Annotated in this window: 12 protein-coding genes; 7 read left to right on the forward strand and 5 right to left on the reverse strand. The window is 51.9% G+C overall.

What is annotated here, in order from left to right:
- Positions 1 to 3: 3 nt before the first annotated feature.
- The 5 genes from VMX96_05550 to VMX96_05570 all read right to left on the reverse strand — a co-directional run bounded on the left by VMX96_05550 (position 4) and on the right by VMX96_05570 (position 8,947).
- Positions 4 to 1,062, reverse strand: a complete 1,059-nt coding sequence (locus VMX96_05550) for a zinc-binding dehydrogenase (GenBank protein HUU63369.1) — start codon at positions 1,060 to 1,062, stop codon at positions 4 to 6.
- A gap of 59 nt (positions 1,063 to 1,121) precedes the next feature.
- The gene (locus VMX96_05555; GenBank protein HUU63370.1) at positions 1,122 to 3,335 is read right to left on the reverse strand and encodes a molybdopterin-dependent oxidoreductase; all 2,214 of its coding nucleotides are present in this window, start codon (positions 3,333 to 3,335) and stop codon (positions 1,122 to 1,124) included.
- Positions 3,336 to 3,935: 600 nt separating this feature from the next.
- Entirely contained in the window at positions 3,936 to 5,657 is a 1,722-nt protein-coding gene (locus VMX96_05560; protein ID HUU63371.1) for a long-chain fatty acid--CoA ligase, read from the reverse strand.
- A gap of 325 nt (positions 5,658 to 5,982) precedes the next feature.
- Positions 5,983 to 7,767, reverse strand: a complete 1,785-nt coding sequence (locus tag VMX96_05565; protein HUU63372.1) for an acyl-CoA dehydrogenase family protein — start codon at positions 7,765 to 7,767, stop codon at positions 5,983 to 5,985.
- A gap of 370 nt (positions 7,768 to 8,137) precedes the next feature.
- On the reverse strand, positions 8,138 to 8,947 hold the full coding sequence (locus VMX96_05570) for an alpha/beta hydrolase (protein HUU63373.1): 810 nt from the start codon (positions 8,945 to 8,947) through the stop codon (positions 8,138 to 8,140).
- A gap of 881 nt (positions 8,948 to 9,828) precedes the next feature.
- On the opposite strand from VMX96_05570, the gene VMX96_05575 reads away from it, so the two are divergent.
- The 7 genes from VMX96_05575 to VMX96_05605 all read left to right on the forward strand — a co-directional run bounded on the left by VMX96_05575 (position 9,829) and on the right by VMX96_05605 (position 17,946).
- Positions 9,829 to 10,512: a vitamin B12 dependent-methionine synthase activation domain-containing protein gene (locus tag VMX96_05575; GenBank protein HUU63374.1), complete on the forward strand. Its 684-nt coding sequence runs from the start codon at positions 9,829 to 9,831 to the stop codon at positions 10,510 to 10,512.
- 1 nt (position 10,513) lies between these two features.
- Positions 10,514 to 11,947 (forward strand): trimethylamine methyltransferase family protein, encoded by a 1,434-nt coding sequence (locus VMX96_05580; protein HUU63375.1) that lies wholly within the window; start codon positions 10,514 to 10,516, stop codon positions 11,945 to 11,947.
- Between the two features lie 6 nt (positions 11,948 to 11,953).
- The gene (locus VMX96_05585; GenBank protein ID HUU63376.1) at positions 11,954 to 12,757 is read left to right on the forward strand and encodes a dihydropteroate synthase; all 804 of its coding nucleotides are present in this window, start codon (positions 11,954 to 11,956) and stop codon (positions 12,755 to 12,757) included.
- 27 nt (positions 12,758 to 12,784) lie between these two features.
- Entirely contained in the window at positions 12,785 to 14,326 is a 1,542-nt protein-coding gene (locus tag VMX96_05590) for a trimethylamine methyltransferase family protein (protein HUU63377.1), read from the forward strand.
- A gap of 2 nt (positions 14,327 to 14,328) precedes the next feature.
- Positions 14,329 to 15,015 carry a corrinoid protein gene (locus VMX96_05595; GenBank protein ID HUU63378.1) on the forward strand — a complete coding sequence of 229 codons (687 nt, stop codon included), beginning with the start codon at positions 14,329 to 14,331 and terminating at the stop codon, positions 15,013 to 15,015.
- Between the two features lie 30 nt (positions 15,016 to 15,045).
- A complete protein-coding gene (locus tag VMX96_05600) occupies positions 15,046 to 16,530 on the forward strand; it encodes an asparagine synthase-related protein (protein ID HUU63379.1) in 1,485 nt (494 codons plus the stop codon).
- A 768-nt stretch (positions 16,531 to 17,298) separates the two neighbouring features.
- Positions 17,299 to 17,946 (forward strand): response regulator, encoded by a 648-nt coding sequence (locus VMX96_05605; GenBank protein ID HUU63380.1) that lies wholly within the window; start codon positions 17,299 to 17,301, stop codon positions 17,944 to 17,946.
- Positions 17,947 to 18,436: the final 490 nt, after the last annotated feature.

The following is an 18,436-nucleotide window of genomic DNA, read 5'->3' on the forward strand; positions in this document are numbered from 1 at the left end:
TTTTCAGTCATAGCGCAGAGTCACCCGGAAAGTCTCCCGCCGCGGATGCTCCCTCTTGAGGAGTGCTATGGCTTCACCGAAATCGTCAATGGACAACACCTCTCCGAGTAACACTTCAGTGGGGACACTCCCTTCATTGAGCATTTTAACCGCTGTTTTCATCGACTGCTCAGTTGAACCGGTACCGCTTTTAATGGTAAGGGCATTCAGTACGATATTGTCAGTTATAATCTCCACCGGGGCCATGTTCTTGAGACCAGCGAGGAGAACCGTCCCACCGAAGGCAACCTGTTCTAACGCCTGCTGCACTGCTTTTGTGGACATCGCGGTAACATCCATGACCACGTTGGCCCCGATGCCGTTAGTGATCTCCTTTACCCTGCCCACCACATCCTCGCTATCGACATTGATCGTATAATGTGCGCCCGCTTTGCGCGCCGTTTCCAAACGGAGCTCATCGGCAGAGGTTCCGGTGGAGATGATGGCAGAGGCACCGGCGACCTTCGCCGCAACAACGCACATCAGCCCAACATGGCCAGGCCCCTGAATCACCACCGTGTCTCCCTCCTTCACACCTGCCCCATCCACCCAGTTGACTGCATTGGCAAGGGGCTCAAAGATCGTCAGATGTTCCGCCGGTACCGATTCGGTGAGTTTCATAAGGTTAGTGCCGGGCACAACACACATATATTCACCATATCCACCCCACAGGCCACTCCCCACATCCAGGCCCATCGTATAGCCGTATATCACCAACCTTCCATCATAAAACCCGGTTCGAAGTACCAGATCAACAGCTACCCGGTCGCCAACCGACACTATGAAATCGGCATCATCGGCCAATTCCTCTACACGACCGACCATCTCGTGGCCTGCCACGACCGGGGAAACCTCACCGGGAACGTGCTTGTAGCCCTTGAGCTGTTCCACATCGCTGCTGCACATACCGACTGCTTCAACCTTGATCACAGCACCACCGGGCGGTGCTGTGGGTTTGTCAAAGGTACGAATGTCGTATGTGCCATCGCCGTTAAACACAATCGCTCTGCATGTTGCAGTCATGGTGTTTCCTCCATTATACGTATGATGCTCTGTGAGTATATGTAATTACAGACAGAGCTTTATTCCGCTTTGTAGACCCGGCACAGAAGCCCCCTGAAGTAGTTGTTCCCTACGTAGTCGCAAACCTCGGGGTCATCGGGGACGATCGAGTCGATGTTTGACTCCCATACGCCGAAAAGGCTCGGCTCTGCCTCTGGCTTTTCCGGAAACCACCAGTAGCCATCAGCATGAACTACTTCAGGGTGCATCCCCTCCAGTAACTGGGCTTTTTGCTTTACTCTCCCCAGGGGGGTCTCAATGTACACCATGTCCCCTTCGGCGATACCCAACCCGGCAGCGGTTTGCGGACCTATTTGCAACAGCGGCTCAGGATGCTTCTTCCTCAACTTATTAATCTGTCTAAGTGAGGAATGATGATAAGGTCTTACCCTCGAGCCACTGATCAAGATTAGAGGATACTCTTTAGCCAGGTCTGGAGTGGCAACGGGGCTCCATGGAGGCTCCCGGTATCCTTCAAGTGGGTTATACCCGAGCCGCATAAGGATGCTGGGAACCAGTTCCACTTTACCAGAGAAGGTGCCAAACCCTGTCTCCTCGTATCTCTTGTACTTTGAAGGAGGGGAATACCCCGGACCTTTCGCAAATTCCCGCAAATTCGTGCCGGCAGGGGACAGTATCCTGTCAAGCCACCCCTCCAATGTGTCAGGCCAGTCTTCTGCCTGACCCAGACGTTTGCCGAGGTCACGCCACAGCTGATAATCGTCCCTTCGCTCATATTCAGGCTCAACGACCGCCTCACGCCCGTACCATTGATTCCCCAAAACACCCCACATGTGAGTCAGGTGAACTCTCTCCAGGGCGTCCGTTGCGGGTAAAACGTAATCTGCAAGTGCCCCGGTGGGGGTTAGGAAGTGATCCATAGACACGTGCAGTTCCAGATTGTCACTCTTAAAGGCCTGATATGCATGCTTACTGTTGCCTGTGGAGCACAGGGTATTGGTTCCCTGATCAAATACCGCCTTAATGGGATATGGTTTTCCCTTGAGGATGGCTTCCCATACAGCCCAAGGAGCAGGATAGATGAAATACTGTTGTGCTCCCCATCCCTTAGGGTATACTTTCTTCATGCCCTCCTTATAGAGGGCAAGGCTTTTTACTGAAGTGAGAGGCCAACGATCTGCGCTCACATTGTCCCGTGTTCTCAAAGGGTGATTGATCTGGTAATCCCAGTTGAGCTCATCGAGAAAAGCGGTGTACCCCGGGTAGTCGCTTAACCGGCAGCCCCCTTCCTTATCCAGGTTCCCGGTTATGGCTCGAAGCCAGCATTTCCCCAGAACAGAGCTGAGTCCTGCCCCATTACCCAGGTGGCAAGTGGCGACGCCCCAGGTAATGACCCCGGCGGGAGCGTTAGCAAAGACCCTGGCCGCTTCAATGATCTGCTCGGCCGGAACCCATGTGATTTGGGCGACCTTTTCTGGCGGATACTGCTGAACCAGTGCCTTCAGTTCCTCGAAGCCCAGACACCATTTCTCCACGAACTCTCTATCGTAGATACCTTCATTTATGATTACGTTCAGCATACCTAGTGCCAGTGCCCCATCGGTCCCCGGTCGTAATTGGAGCCAGATATCCGCTTCTTTCGCACATTCCGTTGGCCGGGGATCGACCACTATCAACTTCATCCCCATCTTCTTTGCTAAACTGTACCCCAGCCAAACCCTGGGCTCCGATTGGTGTATATTCGCCCCCCAAATAATGGCCGCCCCGGTTTTATTTGGGTCTAAGAACGTTGCCCAGCCGGCGGTTGTGTCGTAGCCATACATGGCGCATTCTATGGGGAACTCGGCCTCCCCACAGTTTTTCCCTAAGTGAAAGAAGTTCGGCGTACCCCATAGGTTACACCACTTCCAGGCTGCGGGATCTCCAGGTCCATGAGGAGAACCACCTAGTACCAGCACCGCCTCCGGGCCGTAACGTCCTCGAATAGTATCCAGCTTAGCCGCGATCTCGTCCATAGCCTCTTCCCAGCTAATTTGCTTCCACTTCGCCTCGCCTCTAGCGCCAGTCCTTTTAAGCGGGTAGTTGAGACGTTGCTTGTGATAGTGGTAGTCAATCGCGTTTACTCCACGCTCACACAGCCAGCCCATCAAGGTCTCCTGGTCTGGCTCGACCTTTGTGATTTTGCCTTTGGCTATGTGCGCTTTAATAAAACATGCTGCACCGCAAACAGGACAGGTTCCTTTCTTCACCACCTTTTCTTGATCAACTGCCATGACACTCCTTTCTTTAGATTGCTTTTACATTTGAACATGGCAACGCTTATAGCGGGATCATCCGCAACCCAACTGGATTTGTCTCCTGCGATTCATCCCGATGTGTTCTGCAACCCTGTGATTGGTTTACCCGGAAACAAACTTGCTTTCGTTAGCTAACCTTGATGAAGAAGCCTAGAATATCCGCAAAGCAACTCTGCTTCCTGCGGCACAGCAAGGCATTGTTGACAATGTACTGCAACTGTTCGCTGGCTGTCAGCAATTCGATATATCGGGTTTTAGAATCCGCTGCCTGTTATAATATTATGAGTTTTCAATCTGCAAGTATTGATAGTTCGTCTACCGAGGTTATTCTCTCCAAATTCGCCCGGTCAGCAGTTAGCTTACCTGTTCCTGGAGATGCTTCATACCCTGTAGTTTTAAACTGGTAATGGACATACTCTCTTCAACTAGCCCATAAAGAAGGCTCGAAGGTATTTAAAAAAGCGCTGCCCCCGTCTTAAAAATATTTGGGGGCAAGCTACTGGAGCTATTACAAGCGTCCCCTCTTACATTCCGGTACAAAGGCTGGCTTAGCGCGCCAAGCATGATAAATTATGGTTACTTATCAGCCTGCCCTTTTTGCATCTCGCCATGCTTGGTCTTCTCCTGCTCCACCAGTACCCGGCGCAGCACCTTGCCTATTAGGGACTTGGGCAGCTGACCGGTGAATTCTATGAGCTTGGGCACCTTGTAGCGAGCCAGGCGGGATCGGCAGAACTCGATTATCTCATCCTCTGTGGCACTCTCTCCCTCCTTGAGCACGATAGCCACCTTCACCGTCTGCCCCCGATACGGGTCGGGGACGCCATAACACGCCGCCTCCTTGACCTTGGGATGCTCGTAGAGGACCTCCTCTACATCGCGAGGATAGATATTAAAGCCGCCAGCTATAATCATCTCCTTCTTGCGATCTACTATGAATAAGAAACCATCTTCATCCATCCTGGCCAGGTCACCGGTATAGAGCCACCCACCACGTAGTACCATCTCCGTCTCCTCGGGCCGGTTCCAGTACCCCTTCATCACCTGTGGTGCCCTGATTACTAGCTCTCCTACCTCGCCCAGGGGCATCTCCTCCTCGCCAGTCTCCGCGTCCATTATCTTCACCTCCACATTGGGGATAGGCACCCCTATGCTTCCCACCTTGCGTATTCCCATAATGGGTGTCGCGGTGACAACAACCGGAGCCTCGCTCAGGCCATAGCCCTCCGCCAGCTTGCCTCCAGTGAGCCTCTCGAACTCCTGCTGCACCTCCAGCGGCAGCGGCGCCGCTCCGCTAGTGCAGGCCTTAATAGAACGCAAATCATACTTGTTCACTTCGGCAAAGTTGTTGATGGCTACATACATGGTGGGCACGCCGGGGAAGAAAGCGGGCCGGTATTTATTGATGGCCTTAAGCACCTGCTCTATCTCAAAGCGGGGCAGCAATATCATAGCAGAGCCAGTGAGCGCGGAAAAATGCATTACCGTAACCATGCCATACACATGAAAGAGTGGCATCACCCCCATGACCACCTCCTCCCCCTGATTTCGGTTTACGGATAGCGCCCAACCTCTCATCTGGTAGACGTTGGCAACCACGTTGCGGTGTGTGGCTACCGCAGCCTTGCTGATACCCGTGGTACCCCCCGTATACTGGAACATAGCAACGTCGTCAGGGCCTGTCTTCACCGCAGGCGGTGTGGGGCTGAAGCGACGTAACAGCTCCTGGAACTTATATATCCCCTTTACCCTGGGGATTCTGACGCGATGCCCCTCCTGTCTTTCCATAAAAGCCACAAACGCCTTCCGGCTCTGCTGTGGCAGGTACTCCTTGATATTGGTCACGATCACGTTTTTCAGTCTAGTTCGTTCCTTCAGTCCCATTATTGTCTTGTAGAATAGGCTCAGTACGATGATGGTCTCTGCACCACAGTCTTTGAACTGCAACTCCATCTCCCGCGGTGAGTACAGGGGATTGGTAGCTACCACTATGGCTCCCACCTTGAGCACAGCGTAGTAGCTGATGACGAACTGGGGACAATTGGGCAGGAGCAGGGCTACCCTATCACCCTTCTTGACCCCCATTTCCAGGAGGGCGTTGGCCAGCCTGTTAGTCTGCCGGTCCAGTTCCCCATAGGTCATAAACGATTCGTCGTTGAAAGCCCCGGGGAAGATGATAGCGTTACAATCTGTATAAACCTGCGCTGAATCCTCTAACAGTTGCTGCAGGGTGATATTGGGATAATTCATAGCATGAGGTACCCCAGGGTCATAGTTTTTAAGCCATATCTTCTCCACGGTGGCCTCCTCTCGTATCCTTTAACACATGTTGAGGGTGGAACCCAACTTCCCCCAAACCCCACCCGAAGAGTAACACCCTGCTACCTCTGGAGTTACATTACCATTACATGCGGTATCTACTTTTTATGGAAGTATTCAATTACTAATTGTCTCTTCGCAGCCAGTGAAGTGCCGGCAGTCGGTCAGGCGCATGGCTGAGACACCGACACCAGAGCCGGACCCGGCGATCATATGGTCAAGGTATTTTATGATTGTGTACCCGTAGCAGCAATAATACTCACCTACGCCATTTTAAAGCCTACTGGAAAATATCGCCTTTTTGCTAGCAGAGATATCTTCCCACCTCTATGATCCCGTCAGCAATGTCCCTCCTCAACTGAACGCCGTTTACAGGGGTGAACTGCGAGACCTTCCGCAGCGTCGCCAGTTGACTGTCAAGCGCCTCCCCCGTCTCCATTGCCGCCAGTATCTGACGGGCATAGCTCCTTACTCTAACCATGGCATCGTTCACGTAGAGCCGAACCATGTCAATCTTCATCTTGGACTGCTGCTCCCCGGAAGACTCGATAGACTTCAGCGCTCTCAGAAGACCGCTCTCCATGGCATATACCTCCTGGGCAATGTCAGACAGCAGTCCCAGGATCTCCTGCTCCTCCTCCAGGGCCATTCCGTACTTCTGCGCCGCACCACCACACAGGAACAGGAATATCTTCTTTGCCCTCTCGACGAGCCTACTCTGGTATCCCAGGAGACCATCGCCCGAAGCGGGAGAGAGAGGCCCCATTGCTGGCATCTCCTCTCTCACCTTCTCTGCCACGGACAGCAGTGGTATCTCGTTCTTCAATGCCTTCCTCACAAGCTGTCCGATGATGAGCAGCCGATTTATCTCATTTGTCCCCTCGAATATCCTGAATATCCGGTTATCCCGATAGATCCTTTCCACCGGGTATTCCTCACAATATCCGTAGCCCCCATATATTTGAACCGCCTCATCTCCCACATAGTCCAGTATCTCCGAGCAGTAGACCTTATTGATGGAGCATTCAACCACGTACTCAAATATGCTGTTTGCACTCTGGCGGCCGATGTCCTCTGCATTGCGGTCCACGGTGGCAAAGCTCGCGTCAATGAGCCCGCCGGTGCGATAGACCATGCTCTCCGCCATATATGTCTTTGTCGCCATCTCGGCGATCTTGTGTTTTATCAGCCCGAACTGGCATATGGGCTTACCGAACTGCACCCTTTCCTTGGAGTATCCCACGCTGCTCTCTATGGCCAGCTTGGCTACCCCTACCGATCCAGCGCCCAGCTTGAATCTGCCCAGGTTGAGAATGTTGAAGGCTACTATGTGTCCCCTGCCGATCTCATAGACAAGATTCTCCACCGGCACCTTGGCACCGTCGAGGAATATGCTGCACGTGGAGGAGCCGCGAAGCCCCATCTTCTTCTCCTCCGCCCCGAAGGATATCCCCTCGAAGTCCCTCTCCAATATGAAGGCAGTCATCTTGTCACCATCGATCTTGGCATAGGTGAAGATGATGTCGGCAAATCCACCATTGGTGACATACTGCTTGGTGCCACTGAGCTTATAGTATTTACCGTCGGGCGATAGAACCGCCGTGGTCTGTATCGCCATAGCGTCGGTGCCCGCCCCCGGCTCGGTAAGCGCATAGGCTCCGAGCTTTTCACCTGTAGCCAGAGATGGAAGGTACTTCTCCTTCTGTGCCTTGTTGCCAAAGAAGACAAGCGGCATCGAGCCGATGCCGGTGTGGTCATTTAACGCCAGCCCGAAGGAACCGGAAAGCGCCGAGTACTCGCAAACCAGCAGGGAGGCTATATAGTCCATCTCCGAGCCGCCGTATTCCTCCTCGATATCCACCCCCAAAAACCCCAGCTCCCCCGCCTTAAGCATCAGCTTGCGGGTGAGCTCCCAGTCTTTGTGCTCCAGCACATCTATATTGGGCACTATCTCATTCCTGATAAAGCTATCGACGGTTTTGATTAACATCAGGTGCTCTTCGCTGAAGTCCTCGGGCGTAAAAACCTCTGCAGCAGGCGTCTCTTCCATGAAAAATGAGCTGCCCTTTCTGATCGTCTTCTCTTTCATATCTTCCTCCTTACTTCTTTTTCACTAGTTAATTATACCTTCTATCCCCCTGCCACTTCCGGTGCACATGGCGAATACCCGTTGCCCTGATTCTTTACGGTGGCGCTGCGATAATAGCCTTTTACTCAGAGCTTGTCAAGTTGTTGTACTCGTCCAGTACATTAGTGACGCTATCCATCCCCATGGGGTTATGGTAATTCTACATTCCCGCCATTTCATCCCATGTTACTCTAAGCAAATCGAAGAATCTCAATGGAGATTCTTCGGTCGCTTAACTCCCTCAGAACGTACTAGGAGGTTTCTTCAAATAGCCCCGGGAAACGGTTACACCGTATCACTAATGATTTGACTTCCCCCCAGAACTTCAGCTTCAACTACCGCCTAGAAAATCCAGGACCTCTTTATTAAATCTTCCCCTCATCTCCATAAAAAATGCATGCGAGCCACCCTCAACCCTGACTAACCTGGCACCAGGTATCCTCTCTGCCAGCACCTCTGAAGAGCGAAACGGTATGAGCCTATCCCCGGTCCCAGCTATCACCAATGTAGGAGCTTTTATCTGGTGTAGCCTGTCCAGAGTACTATGAGCCATAGCAGCTTCTACCTGTCCGCTAATGGCCTGGACTTCCCGAAATCTAAGGTATATTTTCGTTAAGGGCACGAGAAACATCTTGAACAGCCTTTTATTAAAAGATAACGTGATTACTTCACTCATTATTCTTCGCATATCTACACTTCTGAGGTCCTTAATATCAGCCTCAGTGAAAGCGGAACCATGACCCATGTTTTCTACGGCACTGCCGTTAGCATGCCCTATCTCTGCAAAAGTGCTCGCCAGGATGAGCTTCCTCACCCTATCCGGGTAATTAATGGACATCTCCTGGGCAATTATGCCCCCTAAAGAGACCCCAAGTACGTGAGCTTTATCAACCCCGAGATAGTCCAGCAAAGCTCTGGTGTCATCCGCCATTGTCCTGACGGTATAGTGCTGGCTCGTTTTATCGCTCTTTCCCACACCCCTGTTATCCAATGTAATCACCCGGTAGTATTTGCTGAAAGCACGGGTTTGGAAAATCCAACCTGATCTAGCTCCACCAAGCCCCTGTATTAGGACCAGAGGCTCTCCCTGACCGCAAACATCATAATCGATATTGACTCCATTCACATTTGCTTTGGTCATTTTATATCACCCCCATTAGCACATTGACCGCTTTACCCGCCTTGCATCTGTAATTCCCTAACGTCACCATATATATATGTATATGTTTAATAACCGATTTCCCGTTCTTACTTCTACCACCTGCAGGTAGCTTTGTCAATACCACCAGCTCAGCCTTATATATCCCGCAAGTATGATACATTATTTATTGAATGAACTGATAGAAGTCGGCTGCTGGTTGCAAGAGAAACAGCATCCAGATAGGCATTTCACAATTATAATTGCCGTTACCTACAATTTGTCAAAGAGGCGTGAAGAAAGACGTCTTGAAGCGCTGGTGTGGACTGAGCTTGAGAAAGCACCTATTCTCTCCATCTTTGACCTAGACATCATTTGGAAAGCCCTCTTGTCTCTACCTTGGAGACTCTCCTTGACAGACACCTCACATATATAGTAGTATATAGGCGGAAGATATCTATAAGCGTGTCGTCCGGATCCGTGTAATAGCTTAGCCCTCTACCACAGGTGCAAAACAGAAACACCTGTGATTTCCTCCCTCAAAACCCCGAAGCTAACTGCAGGTTGCCTCATGCGCAATTACCCCCCAAAAATGCCCCCTCGCTAGCCACAGTCCGATAGTGGCTCTGTAGCGGACAGCTTACGTAACGTGAGCTCGTGAGCGCATTGAGAATAGCGCACTCTAGACTGCTATGGGAAGCTTGTGGGTGCGTTAAGGGAGGAAGAAGCGTACTTTTGTCTGATGCTAGCTGATTTTTAACCGTTGAAAGTAACAAGCGCAGATCTGGATGATATGCCCCGGCGTCTAAATCATAAAAGAGAGATGTAATCCCAGTAAGGGAACTTTCGATGCCTGGATGATGCCGGTGATATTAGGAGGTCCCATGGTAAAAGCGATAAAAGACTTCAAGATAGAGATAGACAAAGAGAAGGTGTGCCGTAACCTGGGCTACCAGAATGGTCATGGCCCATCTTCGTCTATCTCGTCGATGATAGATGAGGAGATAGATGAGGCCTACAGCCTCATCCAGCCATCTTGCTTCTACCGGATGATGGATATAAGTCGCATACGTCGACCCCGGGTTACCCTGGTGAACGGCATAACTTTTAGTATAACCAGCGAGGTGCTTAGCTGGGTGCTATACCCCTGTAAGAAGGCAGTCATATTCGTGGCCAGCATTGGCCAGGGACTGGAGGAGAGAGCAGAGCAAGTTATGGAGGAAGGGCACTTACTGAAGGCTACCCTGCTCGATGCCATAGGCTCGGAGGCGACGGAAAAGGTAGCCTACCATCTTCAGGAAAGGGTTCGAGATCTTGCCAATTTGGATGAAGCGGAGATAACGCTGCGCTACAGCCCCGGCTATTGTGACTGGGATATCACCCAGCAGAGGGTTCTCTTTGAGGCCATGGACTCGGCTCCCATCGGTGTGGACCTAACCGAGGAATGCCTGATGTTGCCCCGCAAATCGATATCCGGCATCATCGGCCTTGGCTGGGGTGAGAAACGCCGTCTCAAGCTTTCGCCCTGCCAGTTCTGCACCAGTCAGGATTGTCAGAACAGGAGATGATTTGACCAGGAAAGGACTTGAAGGTGGTAAATACAAGCCGCTATCTGAGGACGATATATCCCAAATCCACGATACCTCGATGCGGGTGTTCGAGGAGGTGGGCTTTCAGGTAAATTCAAAAAAGGGGCTTGCCTTTTTCCGGGATGCCGGGGCTACGATAGAAGACAACATCGTGAGGCTGCCCCGGCAGACAGTGATGGAACTTATCGACCGGGCACCCTCGGAGGTTACCCTTTACGGCCGTAAACCGGAGCACAGTATAACACTTGGCGGGACCAGAGTATATGCCGGCACCGGGGGAACCGCTCTTCATATAATCGATACGCAGTCTGGGGAACGCCGCCAGGCTACCTTAAACGACCTGAAGCGTATCGCCAAGCTCGTCGATAGCCTGGAGAACATCCACTTCTTCCTGCTGCCTACCTACCCCAACGATGTCCCCACAGAGGATGTAGATGCCAACCGCTTCTTTGCCGGCCTGGACAACACCTCCAAGCATATAATGGGAGGGGTTTACACACAGGATGGCATAGAGCGGGTAATCCGCATGGCACAGACCATCGCCGGCTCAGCGGTCAAGCTTCGCCAGGAGCCATTCATCTCTATGATAATCTGCGCCATCAGCCCGCTGAAGATAGATGCGGTCTACGGGGATATGCTTATAACCATTGCCCAGACCGGAATCCCCGTAGCGCTTCCCGCGGAGCCACTCTGCGGCGCGACCTCTCCGGTGACCCTGGCCAGCAACCTGGTGATACAGAATGTGGACTCCCTCGCCGAGGTATGCCTGGCCCAGCTGGTGAACCCCGGCATGCCGGCAATCTTCGGCTCTGTCGCCTCCATAGCCGATTTCCGCGACCTGAAATACATTACCGGGGCCATCGAAATGGGCTTACTGAATGCTGCCAGCGCTCAGATAGCCCAGTTCTACCAACTACCCTTCTATGCCACCGCCGGCATGTCCGACGCCAAGACCGTCGATGCTCAGTGCGGCTATGAGTCGGCGCTCTCCACCCTGCTCTGCGCCCTGAGCGGAGCCAACTTCATCCACGATGCCGCCGGCCTTCTGGACTTCGCCCTCAGCGCCAGCTACGAGAAGTACGTAGTAGATAACGAGATCCTGGGGATGGTGATGCGGGCGGTGGAGGGCATAAAGGTGGACGAGGATACCCTTGCCTTTGACCTCATCAAGAGCGTAGGGCCCGGGGGTAACTTCGTTTCCGCCAGGCATACCAGGAAGCACATGCGCACCGAGCATTACCAGCCCGCACTCAGCGACAGGGAGCACCTGGAGGAATGGCAGGCCAGAGGAAGTAGGGACACCTTCTCCCGTGCCAGGGACCGGGTTGAGCAAATCCTTGCCTCTCCCGGTTACCGGCTTCCGGATGAGGTAAGACAAAGGATTTTAAAGGAGATTTCTGGTATACTAGATTAATTTATCATGCTTATTATCGGTGAGAAAATAAACGCAACCAACAAGCGAGTAGCAGGGGCAATCGTCAACAAGGACGCCGCCTTTATCCAGGAACTGGCCCGCCAGCAGTCGGATGCCGGTGCAAGCTACATAGATGTGAACGCCGGAACGGGGCAGGGCGCGGAGCAGGAGATCGCAGGCCTGAAATGGGCTATAGATACGGTTCAGAGTGTGACCGATTTACCCCTGTGCCTGGACAGCTCGGACCCCCAGGCGCTACTGGCAGCAATGGCACACTACCAGGGCTCCAAAGCCATGATAAACTCGGTCAATGCAGAGCCGGGAAAACTGGAACCCCTCGGGCGTCTGGCAGCAGAGCGCCAGGTGCCACTGGTGGCCCTGGTTATGGGAGAGAGAGGTATACCCGGCAGTGTGGAGGAGCGTCTATCCGCAGCAGACCTAATAGTGACCCACCTTACTCGTCTGGGTGTGAGGGAGGACCAGTTATTCTTTGACCCCCTGTTGCTTCCCATCTCGGTGGATACCAGTCAGGGGCTGGTAACTCTGAAGACTATCCAGCAGCTTAAATCCCGTTACCCATCCGCAAACACAGTTATCGGGCTAAGCAACGTTTCCTTCGGTCTTCCCAACCGGGGTATAGTGAACCATGCCTTCCTGTTAATGGCAATCTCCGCGGGGCTCGATGCCGCTATCCTGGATCCCCTCGATGCAAAGGTAATGAGCTTTGTCAGGGTTGCCGATATGCTCACCGGCAAAGACCCTGCCTGCAAAGGCTTCATTAAGGCGCACCGAAAAGGTTTATTGTTATAGTAGCGAATATATGAGGAGTGATGTAAAGTGAGCAGAGAAGGAATCCTGATAGATACACCCCTTACCCGGATGACCGGGGAGCAGGTAGAGATAATCCACCAGGCATCTATGGATATCCTGAGTGACCCCGGCCTGATCTGTTTCAACAGGGAAGCCGCAGAGATATTCGGTGATAGTGGTGCGGATGTAACGCCGATTGAACCCAGCGACCACCCCTGCTGGCACTTGAAAATTCCGGAGAAACTCGCTCTCGATGCCTTGGATAGCGCTCCCAAGACAGTGAAGCTTGGTGCCAGAAACCCTGATAATACCCTTATAATGCACGGCGATGAGCCGAGGGTGTACTTTATAACCGGCTCTGAAACCAACATCTGGCTGGATGTCGGTCTTGTACCTTATGTCAAGAAATCCGACCCCGATACAGAGATTCAGATGCCGGAGTTTTACCCGCGCCGCGCAACGGTTGCCGACCTTTGCCACTCGGCGCACGTATGCGAACACCTTGAAAGCGTGGATGGCTACATCCGTACCGTAAACATCCAGGATGAAGACATCACCGAAGACAACAAGGATGTCAATAAATTCTTCGCCTCCCTGAATAATACCACCAAGCACTTCATGTCGGGTCTGACCAGTCTTACCCAGCTGGACAATGTTGTGAACATGGCAAATCTTATAGTGGGAGGGGAGAAGGAACTCAAGCAAAACCCCATCATATCCTTCATCACCTGCCTGGTTAAAAGCCCGCTGCAATTTGTTAATGACACTACGCAGACCTTTATCGAGGTCTGCAGAAGGGGGCTGCCCATAGTGGTGTCCTCCTCTCCCCAGGCCGGATCCACTGCGCCCATTAAAGAATCCGGCATTATGGCGCAAATAAATACCGAAGTCCTGGCCGGCATAACACTGGGCCAACTGGTAAACAAGGGGACACCGGTTATCTACGGCAGTGTGCCGGTGAGGGCGCGCATGGACAACCTTGCCGATTCCTATGGCGCGGTCGAAACCAGCCAGTATAACATCGATTGCGTTCAAATGGCGCGATTCTACAGGCTGCCCAACTATTCCACCGCCGGCGTCTGTGACACCAAGACGCCGGGGACGCAATCCTCGATAGAGCGCCTATTCTCGGATATACTGGTCACCCTAAGCGGGCCGCAGTACCTGCATTGCGCCTACGGTCTCCTCGACGGGAACTCCGTTTTTTGCCTGCTCCAGGCTGTCCTGGATGATGCCCACTTCCAGATGATCAAGTTCTTCCTCAAACCTCCGCGCATCAACGAAACGGAGGTCGCTGAGAGCTTGAAACAAATGAGAGAGGTAGTGGCAACACCGCAGAAACTGTATATAAGCTATATACGCAAGGTGATGCGCAGCGGTGAGATCTCTATGCCCTATCCCTTTGAAGGGGACGGGGAAAGGGATGAGGTAATCGCACTGGCATACAAGAGGATGCAGGAGCTTCTGGCAACACCCGTTGAGCACATAGACCAGGACACCACATCCAGGATATTCCAGGAAATACCCGGCTTACTACCCAGGCTAAATGTATACCAAGAAGGGAGGTAGCGATGAGCGAAGATATCATTGCATTACTTAAGGAAAATGTAATACAGGGCAGAAAGACCCAGGATGACGAGGGGATAGATGAAGTACTAACCGGGCCCGGGGTGGTGGAGCTTACTCAGGCGGCGCTGGACAGCAACATACCTCCGGATGTGATAATAAAGCAAGGCCTCACTGCGGGAATGCAGGTTGTGGGAGAAAAGTTCTCCACAAAGGAATACTTCATCCCGGATATGCTGGCCTCAGCCGAGGCAGTGGGAGAAGCGATGGACATCCTGAAGCCCCTTCTCGAGGCTTCAAATGCGGAAATAAAAGGTAAATTCGCCATAGTAACAGTGAAGGGAGACATCCACGATATAGGTAAGAATATCGTTGCCATTCTGCTCAAAGGGGCTGGCTATGAGGTTAATGACCTGGGAACAGATGTACCCACTGAGAAGATCGTGGAGGCGGTAAGGGAATATAAACCCGATTACCTGGGGCTCTCCGCCCTGCTTACCACTACAATGGTGGCAATGGGGGAGGTACTTGAAGCCCTGAAAGAGAATAACCTCAGAGACAAGGTCAAGGTACTGATCGGTGGAGCAGCGGTATCTAAAGATTATGCCGAGAAAATAGGGGCGGATGCCTACTGCGTGGACGGCTTCGAAGCAATTAAGGTGCTCGAGGCTTTTCAGGAAGCGCAGGCTTAGTTTAACCACATTGAATGAAGGAGTGTGACTGTGGCAGGAATTGCCGGAATTTTAGGAAGCGATAATGGCGAGCTGGAACAGATGCTCGAGCGGATTAAGTACAGAGGTCCGCACGAGACCTGGGTAAACCGCGAACAAGGGGTGAACCTGGGATGCAATGAGCTGAACGTGGGTGTAGACTCGAGGGAAGGCTCACATTATGCCTCCAACGGCAAGATGGCAGTTGTCCTTGATGGACGAGTATACAATCCGGAAAAGGGGAAAAAGACCGATGCCGAGGCGCTGATGGCCCTCTATGACAGATTCGGCAGCAAGTTTGCACGCAAAATAGACGGGGACTTCGCCTGCGCCGTATCCGACAACGGTAAGATGATACTGGCACGTGATTGGGCAGGAATAAAACCCCTCTACTACGGCCATAATAGAGATGGGTCGCTATGCTTCGCTTCAGAGGCAAAGAGCCTGGTGGGCATATCCGGCGATGTCAGGGAGTTCCCACCGGGTTATGTTTACTCCACAGAGGTGGGATTCCAGAGATATACCTCTGAAGCTGTAGAGACTCCGGAGTTCGAAGATTACGAACAGGCCAAGAAGGTGGTAAAGCAACTCATGCTGGAGGCAATGGAGAGACGGATGAAGGATAACGCCGTTGGAGGAGTCCTGCTGAGCGGAGGGCTGGACAGCAGCCTTATAACCTACATGGCCTGCCAGATAAAGCCAGATATCGAGTGCTTCACCGTAAGCATGCAGGAGGGTCAAGACCTCCCGCTGGCCAAGGATGTAACCCAGTACCTGGGGGTCAAGCATCACATTTTAATCTTCGATGAGAAGGAGATAAATGAGATATTGCCCAAGGCTATCTATCACCAGGAGATGTATGAGGAAAGCTGCGTGCACGGTGCAATTGCCAATTTCCTTGCCGGACGGTTTGTCAGCCCACACACCAACTGCGTTCTAACCGGAGAGGGAGCGGATGAGTTCTTCGCCGGTTATGACGGCCAGTTCAGGCAGGGAGAGAACCCCGAAGAGGTTGCCAGTATAGTCGATAATCTCATCAACGTTGCCCACAACACCGCCCTGCAAAGGCTGGACCGGTTGGCGGCGGCGAATTCGATTGAAACCCGCACCCCCTTTCTCGACACCAAGGTGATGGACTTCTGCATGAAGATCCCACTGAACTGTAAGATTCACGGAGAGGAACAGGTGGGGAAGTGGATCCTGCGCCAGGCATTTGAGGGCTGCCTGCCCGAACACATTATCTACCAGACAAAACGCTTCTTCGCCCAGGGTTCAGGCGTGGCGTTTATCATGCGCTCGCAGGCAGAGAAAAGCATCTCCGAAAAGGAACTCGCTGAACACAACAAGAAAGCAGGCAACCCCTGGCTATCCTCTATCGAGGAGCTGTATTACTACAAAATATTCAAGGAGACATACCCCCAGCCTGCATACGATCGGCTGGTAGGCAGGTGGGACCCCTTGAGACCGGATTTCTTCCTCCGTAAGGTGGACGCATAGACACCAGCCATTTTACACCGTTCGACTAAAATCACCGGGGTGAATTGATGATTGCCTCGGGGCTTAAGTATATCGGTGTTAGCACTGCTTTATAGATTGTCCGCACCGTTCACAGAACAACTTATCCCATTTTAACCCGAAGCTCAATATTATTCCATCACTATTTTAGCACTCTTGGTAAATTCACCAAATCAGATACCACTGGTATCTCATCCTGTAACCGATATCGAATAGTTCTTCCATAATAGTTCTTCCATAGCTGTCTTCTGCGATATCTCAATAGAACGACAGCCACTATACCTCCTTGCCTACCCACGTAAATACCTGTCAACCAGCATCACATTATGCCCCTCAAGGGACGGTACATCTTAATCCCAAATCGTGGACCATCCGTTACCTAACCCTCTAAGTATCACACGACGGTCATTAAGCCTGCGTTTTATATATCGCCACTGGCAGCTTGCTGGCATGAGGCGGGAGTCCACGTCACCGGCCATCTATAAGCACCACCCCGATATTGGAATAAATGCTCACCTGCCAGCAGAGCATGCCCCATATGTCCAAAATATCTCCCTCATTAGCTGGTAGTAAGTGGATAGGCTGAGCAATCTCCTGCTTTTACCTCGATTACGAGAAAACACAGCCCAGATCTCTTTCCCTTTCAAGATACCTCTTGACAATTATTGTATATTATGTTATCATACATTATGATATGTTAAGTTATATTATATTTTGATATGTTCTGTTATGATATAGTAGGTGGTCAGGGTGAGGGAATCTAAACTAATAAGGATGGGCATCATGATAGAGGAAAGCTTCAACAATAAGCGAAATAACAGGGAAGGAAACCAGTTTCCAGATAGACTCCTTACCGTCCGCGACGTGGCAGAACTGCTACACGTGCACAGCAATACGGCACGACGCTGGAGCGACCTGGGCCTAATTAAAAGCTACCGCGTTGGCCCCCGTGGCGATCGTAGATTCAGGGCTGAGGACCTCAATACCTTTATTACCACCGTTAAGCCAAACCTGGGGGGAGCAGTGCTCATTGTCGACGATGACCCCGATATTCGGCAACTCATGGAGGATGTCGTCGAGGGGGAAGGCTACAGGGCTACCGCCGTTGAAAGCGGTGAGAAAGCCTTGAAAGAGCTCGATAAGCAGCACTTCGACTTCGTCTTCCTCGACCTCATGCTGCCGGGCCTGACCGGAGTAGATGTGCTCCGTTTTATAAAGGAGCATGAAAATAAAACCATAGTGGCTGTCATTACCGGGCACGGTGACGATGCCCTCGCTCTTGAGGCGATGGAGCTGGGTCCCATGTTTTTTATCCGAAAGCCCTTCGATATTTCCGAGATAACCACGGTTCTCGATGCAGTAATGCATCATCCAGAAAATAGCTCCAGCAAACCGTAGGCTGGAAAGATGCTCTTCCCCCTTTCTATCCTCGTTGGCTGGGTAGAATAAGTAAGCTACACCTATTGCCAGCACCCGCCCTCCACGAGCACGCCCAAGGGGCATTCATTCCTGCAAATGTCTACTCCTTTCATCAGTGGCACGCTTGCTGGACATGCGCCTCCCCACGGTGGTATCTCCAGTATCCGATGGATCTCATTCATTATTGGCCCACGATGAACGACACTTATCGATCGTGATAGCCTATCCTTAGTATTTCCCAGGATAAAACACATCTAGCTCCTCCCTTCGAAACCTCCCATCGCTACCATTTACAACAGGGTTAGCCCGGGGGAACCCGCGATCGCTCCATCACCATACTGTGCCTTTATTTAAATTCAAGCATGCTGCAGCCGGGCAAGCCATGGAAGCAGGCAATAGTTTATTCGTCTACACAGAAGCACCTTGAACAGAACAAAATTTATTAAAAAATTCACCTGCAAATCCCCTT

The sequence above is a fragment of the Dehalococcoidia bacterium genome (genome assembly GCA_035528575.1).
GTDB lineage: Bacteria > Chloroflexota > Dehalococcoidia > E44-bin15 > E44-bin15 > DATKYK01.

What these genes read in the sequence shown, in the direction of transcription:
- VMX96_05595 (HUU63378.1), top strand. Translation starts at nt 14,329, where the DNA reads ATGAGCGAAGATATCATTGCATTACTTAAGGAAAATGTAATACAGGGC.
- VMX96_05575 (HUU63374.1), top strand. Translation starts at nt 9,829, where the DNA reads ATGGTAAAAGCGATAAAAGACTTCAAGATAGAGATAGACAAAGAGAAG.
- VMX96_05550 (HUU63369.1), bottom strand. Translation starts at nt 1,062, where the DNA reads ATGACTGCAACATGCAGAGCGATTGTGTTTAACGGCGATGGCACATAC.
- VMX96_05555 (HUU63370.1), bottom strand. Translation starts at nt 3,335, where the DNA reads ATGGCAGTTGATCAAGAAAAGGTGGTGAAGAAAGGAACCTGTCCTGTT.
- VMX96_05565 (HUU63372.1), bottom strand. Translation starts at nt 7,767, where the DNA reads ATGAAAGAGAAGACGATCAGAAAGGGCAGCTCATTTTTCATGGAAGAG.
- VMX96_05570 (HUU63373.1), bottom strand. Translation starts at nt 8,947, where the DNA reads ATGACCAAAGCAAATGTGAATGGAGTCAATATCGATTATGATGTTTGC.
- VMX96_05585 (HUU63376.1), top strand. Translation starts at nt 11,954, where the DNA reads ATGCTTATTATCGGTGAGAAAATAAACGCAACCAACAAGCGAGTAGCA.